Below are 13,210 nucleotides of genomic sequence, written 5' to 3'. Positions count from 1 at the left end.
CAGGCCATATAACACAGCCTTACATTTTAAATGAAAGAGGGATACCAATGCCTAGCGAAATACAACAAATAGAATTAGCTATCCCCATAACCGTGATTTGGGACTTCATTAGAGATGCAAATAATTGGGCGCCGCTTGTGCCTGGTTATATACAGCATGAACAAATGAATGACAACATAATAACGTGGGATTTTAAAAGTGACCTTGGCATAATGAAAAAAAAGGTAAGTCTGATTATAGATATTAAAGAGTGGAACGAACCGCATAGAGTAAGCTTTGAACTAAGGCGTACGAATGAAAAGCATATTGGTGAAGGTTATTTTGAAGCACAAGCACTCAATAAAAATAAAACAAGGTTGACGGCATTTCTTGAAATTAATGCGAGTGGAGCACTAGGTTCATTGGCAAATTCGCTTCTTAAAAATGCTATTCCAATATCAACGGATGAAGTGGCCTCAGCCATCTCTTTAAAACTTCAAGAATTCAACAAAAGGTAAAAGATTTCATGGAACAATCCGAAGAGAATTTGGGTTGTTTTTTTTATTATTTAAAAAATTCCTAACATGAGACTAAAAGATATGTTATATTAATAAATAAAAAATTTAGTCAATTAACTAGTACAGGGAAGGTGAAAGCATGAATACAGAATTGAAGATGAATGACAGCAGTCTTCCACTTCGCCGCGATGTTAAATTACTTGGGCAAATACTTGGTGAAATCCTTGTCAATCATGGTGGAACTGAACTTTTAGATAAAGTGGAAAAAATAAGAATGACGTGTAAAACACTAAGAATCCATTTTGATCATGAAATTTATGCTGAATTAAAACAAGAGATTACAAACCTCAGCAGCCCAATGAGAAAACAAGTCATTCGAGCATTTTCGATGTATTTTCATTTGATAAACATAGCGGAACAAAATCACCGAATTCGTAGAAAAAGACAATATCATTTGCAAGACGATTCAATTGTTCAACCCGATTCCATTGAGAGTGCGATCCTTTCTTTAAAGGAAAACAATATTGATGAAAATATGATTCAGGAAGTCCTTAACAAATTGTCACTAGAGTTGGTTATTACAGCGCATCCTACAGAAGCAGCAAAGCGTTCCATATTAGAAATTCAACAACGTATTGCCGTTATATTAAAGAAGCTTGATCAACCATTATTAACAACAAGAGAACGTCTCAAGTTGGAAGAAAGTTTGTTTAATGAAGTAACCATTCTCTGGCAGACAGATGAACTTCGCCATACTAAGCCGACAGTTTTAGATGAGGTCCGAAATGGACTGTATTATTTTGATCAGACATTATTTGAAGTCCTACCAGAAATCCATCGGGAGGTAGAAGATTGTTTAGAGAAAAACTTTTCTACTAAAAATTGGGAAGTTCCTAATTTTCTTAAATTTGGATCATGGATTGGCGGCGACAGAGACGGTAATCCAAACGTTACTCCAGAGGTAACATGGGAGACGTTACATAAGCAGCGGAAGCTTGTCTTAAGAAAATATAAAAATGTCCTTATCGATTTAATGAAACGCTATAGTCATTCCACAACTAGAGTGGAAGTCAGTTTAGAACTTATCCAATCCTTAGAGGAAGAAGAAAACAAGTACTTAACTGAAGATAAGAAATGGCCAATTACAACGGAAGTTTATCGTCGTAAATTTGCTATTATCATTGAACGTTTAAAACAAGTTGGTAAATCTGATTTAGGTTATCGTTCTTCGGAAGAATTATTAGAAGATTTGTTTTTAGTTAAAAGAAGTTTAAATAAACATCATCCCGCAGCGCATGAGTTAAAAACCATCCAAAAGTTGATACGCCAAGTACAACTTTTCGGGTTCCATCTAGCTACACTTGATATTCGCAATCATAGCGGCGAGCATGAGGCAGCCATTACAGAAATTTTACGTAAAGTACGAATTTCTGATAATTATGCGGAACTATCTGAAGACGAAAAGGTAAGAATTTTAGAAAATACTTTAATGGATCCTCGACCACTTCTTCTGCTAAATGAGGATTATACACCTGAAACACAACAAATGATTCAGGTATTTCAAATGATAAGAAATGCTCAAAAAGAATTTGGCGTAAGTTCAATATCTGTTTATCTAGTCAGTATGACTAAATCGCCTAGTGACATACTTGAAGTACTTGTTTTGGCAAAAGAAGCTGGGATATATCGATTACATGCTGATGGGACGATTGAAAATCAATTAAATGTTGCACCATTACTTGAAACGATTGATGACTTAACTGCCGGGCCTAAAATTATGGAAACCCTGTTCAAAATGCCTGTATACCGTAATCATTTGAAAGTAATGAATGACCAACAGGAAATTATGCTTGGATATTCAGACGGCAGTAAAGACGGCGGTACATTAACAGCGAATTGGAAGCTATATAAAGCTCAGCTTGAAATCCATGAAATGGCAAACAAGTACCACATTGGATTGAAGTTTTTCCATGGCCGAGGCGGTTCTCTAGGACGTGGAGGCGGTCCATTAAACAAAAGTCTGCTTTCACAGCCAGCAGAAACGATTGGAGATGGAGTGAAAATTACCGAGCAGGGTGAAGTGCTTTCATCTAGATATTTGCTTGAAGATATCGCTTATCGGAGCTTAGAACAGGCAACTTCTACACTTATGCTTGCAACAGCCCATGTATCAAAAGAAGCAGAGCATGGAAACTTGAGGGATGAATCGTGGGAGTTAGCTATTGAAGAGATTTCAAGCATATCACTAAAGAAATATCAATCGCTTGTTTTTGGAGATTCAGACTTTTTAACCTATTTTAATGAAGCAACCCCATTAAGAGAACTTGGTGACTTAAATATAGGTTCAAGACCAATGAGTAGAAAAAATCGCGGTCGATTCGAGGATTTAAGAGCCATTCCATGGGTTTTTGCTTGGACACAAAGCAGGCAGCTACTTCCAGCATGGTACGCAGCAGGAACTGGTTTAGAAAGCTTTGCTTCACAAAATGAACAAAATTTACAACAATTACAGCATATGTATGAAAAATGGCCATTTTTCCGGTCAACGATTGATAATCTCCAAATGGCTCTAATGAAAGCAGATATCACAACTGCTAAGGAGTATTTATCATTAGTGGAGGATCAGAAAATCGCTGAGCGAATTTTTTCGAATATCCTTGAAGAATATGAAAGAACGAAAGCTATTCTTCTCAAAATAACAGGAGATAAAGAATTGCTTGATCACACACCAAACATTAAAGACTCAGTCTATCGTCGAAATCCTTATGTTGATCCATTAAACTTCTTACAGGTTGAATTAATTAAACAATTAAGGAAGCAGGACGAGCCTTCTGAAGAATTAATCATCGACGTACTTCTTACTATAAGTGGAATATCTGCTGGATTACGTAATACTGGTTGATTTAATTGCAAGCCGCACTCCAAACAAAGGGGTGCGGTTTTTATATTCATAAGAGTAGGATGAAGTTGTTTTTTGAACAATTTGTGAATTTTTTAAAAATGAATGGGTATTCATTCATTTTTTAGCGTAATTCGACAAATCCTGCGTTGTTCAACATGATATATTTTAGCCAGTAAAGGTTAAAGGGAATATATGGAGTAAAAAACATTCCCACTTTGAAAGATTGATTTGGAGGGATAGGCAATGGCAGTTGAAGAAAAAGTGGTTCAGGAAAAACAAAATGTTGCAGCGGGGATTGATATCTTAGCAAGAAATAGTGCAAAGGCGCTTGCTGAATTTCGCTGCTACAATCAGGAAATGGTCGACGAAATCGTTAAGCAAATGGCCTATACTGCACTTGATCATCACAAAGACCTGGCAAAGCTTGCGGTTGAAGAAACAAGGCGAGGAGTATATGAGGATAAGGTTTTCAAAAATATGTTTGCGATAGAATTTATCTACAACAACATAAGGGATATGAAAACAGTGGGGGTCATAAGTGAAAATGAGCATGAGGGCATGGTAGAGATGGCCGAGCCAGTTGGGGTCATCGCTGGTGTCATACCTATCACGAATCCAACATCCACCGTCATATTTAAATCTTTGATATCCCTTAAAACCAGAAATCCAATTATCTTTGCTTTTCCGAAATATGCACAAAAATGCTGTGTTGAAACTGCAAAACTTCTTCGGACAGCGGCATTAAATGCTGGGGCACCTGAGAATTGTATCCAATGGATTGATATTCCCTCTCATGAAGCTTTTCAGACTTTGATGAAACATCCAAAAATTTCTCTAATTTTGGCTACAGGGGGACCTAATTTGGTGAAAGCAGCATACAGTTCAGGGAAACCAGCACTTGGTGTAGGGGCAGGAAATGTTCCTTGTTATATTGAAAAAAGCGCCAATATTAAACGAGCAGTAAACGACATTATTCTATCCAAAACCTTCGACAACGGAATGATTTGTGCCTCTGAACAAGCACTTATTATCGACAATGAGATTTATGATGAAGTAAAAAAGGAAATGATCGATAACAATTGTTATTTCTTAAATAATGAAGAAAAACAAATGATTGAAAAGGCAGTAATAGACGAAAAGAATGCCTCTTTAAATCCGATGATTGTTGGATTACCGGCTTTTATGATTGCAAAAATGGCAGGAGTGAATGTACCTGTAAATACCAAAATTTTAATTGCAGAATTAAAAGGTGTAGGTCCAAAATTCCCGCTTTCTTGTGAAAAATTAAGTCCTATTCTTGCCTGTTATAAAGTAAATAGTTTAGCTGAAGGGCTGCTAATCGCTGAAGAAACATTAGAATACGGAGGGCTTGGCCACTCTACGGCTATTCATACAGCAGACCCAAATGTCATCGATTCCTTTGCCCTACGAATGAAGGCTGGAAGAATTATGGTTAATACACCATCTACTCATGGTGCCATTGGTGATATCTATAACACATCTTTACCGTCCTTAACTATTGGGTGCGGAACATATGGAGGGAACTCGGTGTCTCAGAATGTCGGAGCAGCTAATCTAATTAACATTAAAAAAGTGGCAAAAAGGCGAAACATGACACAATGGTTTAAAGTTCCATCACAAATATTTTTTGAAAGAAACTCCATTCAGGTACTATCTTCCATTCCAGGGATTTCAAAAGTATTTATTGTAACAAGTTCGAGTCAAATGAAAAATGGATCGGTAGATAAAGTACTTTACCAATTGAAAAAGAATCCTGCAGATATCCAATATGATTTGTTGTATGATATTGAAACTGAACCAGACATTGATGCGGTTCAGAGAGGCGCAGAAAGGATGAGAAAATTTCAGCCGGACTGTTTGATCGCTCTTGGAGGCGGCTCTGTCATGGACGCTGTAAAAGCAATGTGGCTATTCTATGAGCATCCAGAAGCAGATTTTAATAGCTTAAAGCAAAAATTCTTCGATCCTAGTAAAAGAGTGGTAAAATTCCCAACACTTCGTGGGAAGGCTATTCTTGTTGCAATACCGACCACATCTGGAACAGGTTCTGAGGTAACCTCCTTCTCGGTTATTTCGGATAAAAAGGCAAATATCAAATATCCGTTAGCAGACTTTCAATTCACACCAGATTTGGCTATTATCGATCCACAGTTTGTTATGACCGTTCCTAAGAATGTTACGGCAGATACGGGGATAGATGTTTTAACACATGCTATTGAGGCATATGTTTCCGTGCTTGCCAATGATTTTACAGATGGATTGGCTTTAAAAGCAATTCAATTAGTTTTTGAGTATTTACCAAAGGCTTACAGTAATGGTACTGATGAGCTTGCTCGAGAAAAAATGCACAATGCGTCAACCATAGCCGGTATGGCATTTGCAAATTCATTCTTAGGAATTAACCATAGCCTTGCACATGCACTTGGTGCCGAATTTAACATCGCTCATGGTCGTGCTAACGCAATCATGCTACCGCATGTAATTCGTTTCAATGCACAAAAGCCGAATAAATTTATGACATATCCAAAATATGAACACTTTATAGCAGATCAACGCTATGCCGAAATTGCAAAAATGCTTGATCTTCCTGCAAAGACAACAGAAGAAGGGGTAGAGAGTCTAGTACAAGCAATCATGAAGCTTATTGTTGAGTTGGAATTGCCAACGAGCATAGAAGAGGCTGGTATAAGCAAAAGTGTATTCGAAGAAAAAATAAATATTTTAGCAGAACATGCCTTTGATGACCAAGATACGATTGCTAATCCAAAACAACCTCTTGTAACGGAGCTGGCGAATATCTATCTACAGGCGTATAAAGGCTTCTAAAAATTTGTAATAATTTCGAAAGTTGTGTGAACAAGAGTGAACCTTTCGACAAAAACCATCAATCTTCTCTTTGTATTTTGGCTAAAACCTTTATAGGCGATTTGTTAATACCAGTCCTCATTTGAAAAATGTGGAATAATGTCGATTTAGGTGCGTTTACAAAAACCTTTTTTAAAACAATAATTTAATTGGTTAATAACTTGATTGGATTAGGAGAGGATTATATGGTTTATTAGCAAAAACCATGGTTAAAGTTTTATGATCCAAGAATTAATAAAGAGGTATCAGTAGACTATGATTCATTATTTGATCTTTTGCAGCAGGCAGCCAATATACACGGGGAAAAACCAGCTCTTACTTTTTATGAAAGGTCTTGGAGTTACAAAGAAACAAGAGCTATATCTGAATGGCTTGCTGCTTCCTTGTACCGCATTGGTCTCAAAAAGGGAGATAGATTAGGAATCATGCTGCCTAACTGCCCTCATTATATTTTCAGCTTATTTGCAGTATTCCGCCTGGGTGGCATTGCAGTTCAAGTCAATCCTATGTATGTCGAAAGAGAAATTGAATATGCCCTTAACGATTCTGAGGCAAATTATATGGTGGTATTTGAAGCATTCTATCATAAGGTAAAAGAAATTCAGCCAAGAACTTCTTTGAAAAAAAATATAGTAGTTGGTTTTGGCGGAAGCAGGGTTAGTCTTGCAGAAGGTGATATTTACTTTGATGACTTTCTTACACATGATAATGTGATTCCTGATATCCCAATAAACATAGAAGAAGATGTGGCTATTCTACAATATACAGGTGGAACAACGGGGGTTTCCAAAGGGGTAATGCTCACCCATCAGAATCTTCTTGCTAATATTATTCAAGTATGTGATTTTACCTATAATGCCGTTGATGAGAAACCAGAAAATTTTAAAATCATCAGCGTCATCCCTATGTTTCACGTGTATGGATTATCATGCAATGCACTTTCAGCAATCCGGATTGGTTGTAACCAATTAATTCTTCCCCGTTTCGATGTGAATGAATTAATTGAAATAATTAATAGAGAGAAACCATTCCAGGTGACTGCAGTTCCAACGATGATATTTGCTTTAAACAGCCATCCGCAATTGGAAGAAAGTGCAATTAAGGACATATTCTACTTTAGCAGCGGAGGTGCACCACTCCCTGTAGAACAAGTGAAATCCTTTGAAAAACGTGTAGGGATAAGACTGGCAGATGGCTATGGACTTTCAGAAACAGCTCCTTCAGCTATTTCTACACCGCCATTTCTCCCACGTAAACTAGGAAGTGTTGGAATTCCTATACCAGGGACAGAAGCACGTATTGTTAAGGAAACTGAAGAGGGATATGTAAATGTACCGGTCGGTGAAGCGGGTGAATTAATTCTACGCGGCCCACAAGTAATGAAGGGTTATTGGAAACGTCCTAGTGACACTCAATTAGTAATGAAAGATGGCTGGCTCTTTACAGGTGATATCGCAAAAATAGATGAAGATGGCTATTTCTATATATTAGATCGCAAAAAGGACATGATTATTGCAAGCGGATACAATGTATACCCTCGTGAGATTGAGGAAATAATCTACCAGCATGCTGCAGTTGAAGAAGCAATTGTAGTTGGAAATCTGACTCCTATCGAGGAGAAACAGTCAAGGCATATGTAAAAGTAAAAGCAGGTGTAAGTGTTACACCAGAGCAATTGATAGAATATCTAAAGCAAAATCTAGCTCCTTATAAAGTACCAAAAGAAATTGAATTTCTTGCAGAACTGCCTAAATCATCTGTAGGAAAGCTGTTAAGGAGAATGCTTCGTCAGGAAGAAAATGAAAAAATCCATTCTTAAGAACTTTAAGTATCACAACCCATTATATTAGACACATCTTCGCAGAACACATTAAGAAAACCTTCTAAGACACAACGCCCAAATACCTAAATATTCAATAAAAGGGGGAGAAATAAATGCCCGAAAAAAAAGAAACCAAACCAAAGAATGCTGAAACACAAAAAACGACTAAAAGGAGACGAAACTCCGTGGATGAACCTACAGTTGAAAATGAAGTCATAGAAACTGAAGTAATTGAACCTATTCTAGAATCAAAGGAACAGGAGCCAATGCTCGAGGAGGAAGATGTTCAGGAACAATTTTCATCCCTTGACCTTCTTTGGAACCATGCATTTCGTGAGTTAGACCAATGGGTAAAGAAAGCCGATTTTCGTGATGATGTGTTTTTGAAAGAAGCAATGTTCTTTTCTGAAAGTATTAAACGAAATCAGGAGAATATTAAATCTGTCAGAGAACAGTTTAACAAAGAATTTGCAAATTGGGAAAGAACTGCTAGAGAGGAATTTTTAATGTCTACTACAGTCCTTCAGCATATTTTTCCAAAGAAATCCTATGAAGATATTAATCAGCAGATTGACCAAATTCAAAGTAGAACAGCTTCAATTTTGAATACACCACTGCAAATGGTGGTAAATAATCGAATGATGGATCAATATCTTCAAATGGTTGAACAATATATTGCTCTTAGGAAGAATGCAAGAATGCAATATATAAAAACCTTAAAACAAGCTGCCTCTCTTATTTATGAGAGTCAAAAAGGTTTCGTAAACCTTTTGACCGGTCAATTAAAAACGTTCATATTCCCTTTAAATAAATATATGGAACAAGCTGAAGAAGTGACAAAATCATAAGAATAAGGATGATGAAAGATGGCAATAGAAAAGATGTATGATCCGTACGAAGGCATTAAACAGATTAGTGAGATGTGGGAAAAACAGATAAATCGTTTATTGTTTATGGCTGCAGATAATAACGAATTTGTTCGTTTAGCTAATACCTGCTTAGGTGTTCACTCACGTTACATGGAACTTTTTAGGAAAAATCAAGAGCTTATGGCTGGTATTATGAATATTCCTACCAAAAAGGATGTTGCTAATGTTGCCAATCTTTCAATACAGGCTGAAGGGAAAATCGATATCTTAGAAGAACAGATTTGGAAATTACAGGATGGTCTTAGTGAAATAAATAAAGAAAATCTAGCATTGTTTCAAGAAATGGTTAAGATGGTTAAACAAATGCAGGTAGAATTCCACAGAACCATTCAAGAAGTTTCTGAATTGAAAAAAATGAAGGATGACTTTCAGGAAATACGTAAGGATCTAGTAGACATAAAAATTATTCAAGTTAACCTTCGTGATGTTAGAGAGGAACTTGAGGAAATAAAAGAAACACAGAAGGAAATCTTGAAAATGAAAGACCTTGATGAGAAAAAAACTATTCACACCGATTTAGAGGAAGTAAAACTTGGATTAGGTCAATTAACCGAAATCAAAAATGAATTAGCTTCATTAAAGGGGCTTGTGGGTAAAGAAAGTCCAATAGGCACGCCGAAAGAAAAAGAGTTAGTTACAACGGTTTAACTGAAAACGTATTATACGTGGGAAGGACCCCCATCCTCCCCACGTATAAATCAAGCAGCAGACTTTTGCCGGTTTAAGAACTTTCTTAGCAGAAGATTAAACCGGTTTGTTGCTTCTAATTTTGCTAAATGCCCCGAATTTCGCATGATGATAAATTCCGAATGAGGAATCAGTTTGTGCATAAAATATTGTATCCAAACAGGTAAAACGGAGTCATATTGACAGCCAATAATAAGAGTTGGAACTTTTATCGTCGGTAATAAAGAAATATTATCAACTTGGAAACAAGCTTTTAGAGATTGTAAAAAGATGTTACGTTTCGGCTGAAAATATTGCTTAAAGGTATTCATATTTTCCTCTGACCATGAGTAAAGGCTCATATGTGCAGCTGTTTCTTTAAGGTCATTATCCGTTGCGGCGGAACCTAATCTTAATTTCTTAAAATTTAATAACGGTTTTCTGAGTTTCTTAGGGAAAAAGTGGAATGTACTAATCAACATGAGAGAGCGTACTAGGTGGGGGGCTTGACGATAAATCTCTTGAGCGACAGCACCGCCCATTGACAAGCCTAAAATGTTAGCGTTTTTAATTTTTAATTCGTTTAATAAAGCAATAACATCCGAAGCGAAATTTGAAATGGATATCCCTTCAGTTTTGGTACATTCACCATGCCCGCGTAAGTCAGGGATAATTAACTCGTACTGATCAGCTAGTTCAAATTGTAATTGCCACCCTTCCTTCACTTCACCTAATCCATGAATCAGAACTAACGGTTCACCCTTGCCAAAATGTAAATAGGGCATCTCCAACATACTTACCTTCGATTGTTTCAAATTGACACCACCTTCAATTTTTATAATCTTTATTCCCACCTTACGAAAATTGTAAACGTGATGTTACACCATACAATAACATTTATTTGTCAAGTTGACAAAATATTACCCATAGGTGTAAAATACATATAGGTGAGGTGATAAAAGAATGGTAAATCAAGAGAATCAATCTGTCAATCCTTCGAAAAATTTTGTTCTGCCATTTATTCTATTGCTTCTTAGCAGGATGTCTCTTCACGGATATGAGCTAAGCCAGAAATTACAAACATTTGGGTTTAAAACGATTGATCAGGGTAATCTTTACAGACTGTTAAGACAGCTAGAAAAGGAAGAACTAGTATCATCTGAGTGGGATACAAATGGCAGTGGTCCTGCCAAAAGAAGATATTCCATAACAAAAGCTGGTATTACATACTTAAAAGGCTATGCCAATCAACTAGAGTCGTACCAATCGATGCTAGACCAATTCTTCACAATGTATTCAAGTTTCCTTGAACTCTATATTCCTTCGTTTCAAAAGAAGGATTCGATAGAGAAAGTAAACAGTAAAAAGAGGAGGAAGGACGATGGCACAGAAAAAGAGTGAAAGTGTTCTTGCTGTTGAAGAAAAAATGATATCTGCAGCAGAAGAAACTAAGAATGAAGGTTTATTTGTGGATACACTATGGAATCAGTATGAGCAATCACTTGAACGGGCAAGACAATTGCGTGAAAGCCGTGAAGATGCTTATGTGAAAGCTCTAAAAGAAGTTATTAAGTTTAACAAGCAATATAGAAAGTCACTTGGTAACCTCTATGATCAAACTAAAAAAACAAACAAAGAAGTTGTATCTGGATTGATGGAGCAAATGAATGCGCGCAATGAACAGCTTATCAAAGACGAAGAGAAAATTGAAGCAGAAATGATGAATGAAAGGGTAGAGCTTAAAGAGCAGCTTAAAGAAGTTTCTAATCAATTAGAAAACCTAGCTATCACCCCAATCAAATCTGTATTCCAAATTATTGACCAGTTAGAAGATAATTTCGAAAAGAGTACTGAAGCTAACATTGACTACGCACGTGAACGCAGAAATGCTTGGCAGCAAGTTACGAATGAGTATGTAAAAATGGCTAGAAGTACTCATAATGAAATTGTAAATCGTGGAAAAAATAGTGTTAAAGAACTTTTTAAAACAAATTAAGGATTCTTACTCATTGTATAGCAGACCAAACAAATTGGTCTGCTTCTTTATGTTTATCATTGAACATTTTATATAGTCATTTCTGAAACATAAATTTAATATTACTATTATTAAATTGACAAGATTTCATGCTATACTTCTAATTGCAGCTGAATAGGATAAAAATGGGTATATAGGATTATTTTTGATAAATTGATAAATTGATAAATTGATAAATATCTAATTTTACATAGCTGAAAAAATTTACAGTGTTGCGATTTGCGATGAAGGAAAGCAGGGAGAAGAATTGAAAAAGAAGATTATCGCTTTTTGTTCAATAATCACGTTCGGGAGTCCAACTGTATTACTTCAAGTAGAAGCCGAGGAAAATGAAAACCAGCAAGTAGAATCAGAGGAAAATAAAAACCATGAGGCTATAGACGAACAGCGTTCAAGAATTCAATTAGAAATTTTAAAAGGAAATGTAGAGCTTAATCAAGTAAAAGAGGAAATTAAACAAATAAATGAACAAATCAGCCGGGTAGAGCAAGCTATCATAGATAATAATATTATTATTATCGAAACGGAGAACAAAATAAAAGCTTCTCAAATGGAAATAGGGAAACTAGAGTCAGAGATTGAATCGTTAAACGAAAAAGTAAAAAAACGTAATGAAATCTTAAAAAAGCGAGCTCTAGCTTTTCAGGAAACGGGTGGAAAGGTAAATTATCTTGATGTTTTACTAGGTGCATCAAGTTTTAAGGATTTTGTAGGACGCGTTGGTGCCGTAGCATCTTTTGTAGATGCAGACCAAACTCTTATTGAGCAGCATGAAATCGATAAAGAGGATATTAAGAAGAAGCAAGATCAAGTACAAGCTAAATTATCTGAGCTTCAAAGCATGAAAGTGGAATTAGAAGGAATGCAGACACAAATTCTAGAACAAAAACAACAAAATGAATGGTTAAGATTAGAATTAAAGAAAAAAGAACAGATTACACTTGCAGAACAGGCAGGGTTAATGCAACAGGATTCTGCACTTACAACGATGTATAATTTAAGCGATATTGATCCAAACCAAATTCTAAATGATTCAATGTTATTAACAAATGAAACCGTTAAAAGTCTTATTTCTGAAGGGCTTAAGTATATAGGGAACTCCGTTTATGTATTTGGCGGCGGCCGAAATGAATATGATATTACAAATGGAAGATTTGATTGTTCAGCCTTTGTCAGTTGGGCATTTGCTCAGGTAGATATTAAAATCGGTGCAAGCACGGAAGTCTTGAAAAATACTGGTACACCTGTCAAGGTAGAGGAAATGCTTCCAGGAGACCTTGTTTTTTTTGATACCTATAAAAAAGATGGTCATGTCGGAATTTATTTAGGTGCAGGAAAATTCTTGGGATCACAAAGTTCTACAGGCGTTGCCATTGCAGATATGACAACGGGTTACTGGCTAGAGAAATTCAATGGGCGTGCTAACCGCATTATTTTACAATAAGAAGCGAGGCTAGCTTAGCCTCGCTTCTA

At 36.2% G+C, this 13,210-nt stretch carries 10 protein-coding genes and 1 pseudogene; 10 read left to right on the top strand and 1 reads right to left on the bottom strand.

Annotated elements, in window-relative coordinates:
- From CHI06_RS16460 to CHI06_RS16435, 7 genes and pseudogenes are all read left to right on the top strand, one after another.
- The coding region (locus CHI06_RS16460; RefSeq protein WP_218833105.1) for a CoxG family protein at window positions 1-497 on the top strand (497 nt) is incomplete at its 5' end.
- Window positions 498-636: 139 nt separating this feature from the next.
- Window positions 637-3,399 carry a phosphoenolpyruvate carboxylase gene (gene ppc / locus CHI06_RS16455; RefSeq protein ID WP_095249715.1) on the top strand — a complete coding sequence of 921 codons (2,763 nt, stop codon included), beginning with the start codon at window positions 637-639 and terminating at the stop codon, window positions 3,397-3,399.
- 243 nt (window positions 3,400-3,642) lie between these two features.
- Window positions 3,643-6,246 (top strand): bifunctional acetaldehyde-CoA/alcohol dehydrogenase, encoded by a 2,604-nt coding sequence (gene adhE, locus CHI06_RS16450; protein ID WP_095249714.1) that lies wholly within the window; start codon window positions 3,643-3,645, stop codon window positions 6,244-6,246.
- 314 nt (window positions 6,247-6,560) lie between these two features.
- On the top strand, window positions 6,561-7,925 hold the full coding sequence (locus CHI06_RS16445) for an AMP-binding protein (RefSeq protein WP_257009339.1): 1,365 nt from the start codon (window positions 6,561-6,563) through the stop codon (window positions 7,923-7,925).
- Window positions 7,926-7,945: 20 nt separating this feature from the next.
- Window positions 7,946-8,104, top strand: a pseudogene (locus CHI06_RS30570) (AMP-binding enzyme); the annotation flags it as partial.
- A 116-nt stretch (window positions 8,105-8,220) separates the two neighbouring features.
- Window positions 8,221-8,955 (top strand): hypothetical protein, encoded by a 735-nt coding sequence (locus CHI06_RS16440; RefSeq protein WP_095249713.1) that lies wholly within the window; start codon window positions 8,221-8,223, stop codon window positions 8,953-8,955.
- Between the two features lie 18 nt (window positions 8,956-8,973).
- Entirely contained in the window at window positions 8,974-9,684 is a 711-nt protein-coding gene (locus CHI06_RS16435; protein WP_095249712.1) for a hypothetical protein, read from the top strand.
- A gap of 50 nt (window positions 9,685-9,734) precedes the next feature.
- Here CHI06_RS16435 and CHI06_RS16430 read toward each other — a convergent pair whose 3' ends face one another.
- Complete coding sequence (locus CHI06_RS16430; protein ID WP_095249711.1) at window positions 9,735-10,517, bottom strand: alpha/beta fold hydrolase; 783 nt, start codon at window positions 10,515-10,517, stop codon at window positions 9,735-9,737.
- Window positions 10,518-10,665: 148 nt separating this feature from the next.
- Between CHI06_RS16430 and phaQ the strand changes: the two genes are divergently transcribed.
- The 3 genes from phaQ to CHI06_RS16415 all read left to right on the top strand — a co-directional run bounded on the left by phaQ (window position 10,666) and on the right by CHI06_RS16415 (window position 13,181).
- Window positions 10,666-11,103 (top strand): poly-beta-hydroxybutyrate-responsive repressor, encoded by a 438-nt coding sequence (gene phaQ, locus CHI06_RS16425; RefSeq protein ID WP_095249710.1) that lies wholly within the window; start codon window positions 10,666-10,668, stop codon window positions 11,101-11,103.
- Window positions 11,084-11,698, top strand: a complete 615-nt coding sequence (locus tag CHI06_RS16420; protein WP_095249709.1) for a hypothetical protein — start codon at window positions 11,084-11,086, stop codon at window positions 11,696-11,698. The genes phaQ and CHI06_RS16420 overlap by 20 nt, the downstream gene beginning before the upstream one ends.
- A gap of 286 nt (window positions 11,699-11,984) precedes the next feature.
- Window positions 11,985-13,181 (top strand): C40 family peptidase, encoded by a 1,197-nt coding sequence (locus CHI06_RS16415; RefSeq protein ID WP_095249708.1) that lies wholly within the window; start codon window positions 11,985-11,987, stop codon window positions 13,179-13,181.
- Window positions 13,182-13,210: the final 29 nt, after the last annotated feature.

Origin of the sequence: Bacillus sp. 7884-1 (assembly GCF_002272245.1) — a bacterium.
In the GTDB taxonomy this organism is placed as follows: Bacteria; Bacillota; Bacilli; order Bacillales; family Cytobacillaceae; genus Neobacillus.
The sequence above is the reverse complement of the archived record's forward strand: the minus strand, read 5'-3'. Positions and strand labels throughout refer to the sequence as shown.

Coding starts and splice junctions, on each gene's coding strand:
- ppc (WP_095249715.1), top strand. CDS start 637: ATGAATACAGAATTGAAGATGAATGACAGCAGTCTTCCACTTCGCCGC.
- adhE (WP_095249714.1), top strand. CDS start 3,643: ATGGCAGTTGAAGAAAAAGTGGTTCAGGAAAAACAAAATGTTGCAGCG.
- CHI06_RS16440 (WP_095249713.1), top strand. CDS start 8,221: ATGCCCGAAAAAAAAGAAACCAAACCAAAGAATGCTGAAACACAAAAA.
- CHI06_RS16435 (WP_095249712.1), top strand. CDS start 8,974: ATGGCAATAGAAAAGATGTATGATCCGTACGAAGGCATTAAACAGATT.
- phaQ (WP_095249710.1), top strand. CDS start 10,666: ATGGTAAATCAAGAGAATCAATCTGTCAATCCTTCGAAAAATTTTGTT.
- CHI06_RS16420 (WP_095249709.1), top strand. CDS start 11,084: ATGGCACAGAAAAAGAGTGAAAGTGTTCTTGCTGTTGAAGAAAAAATG.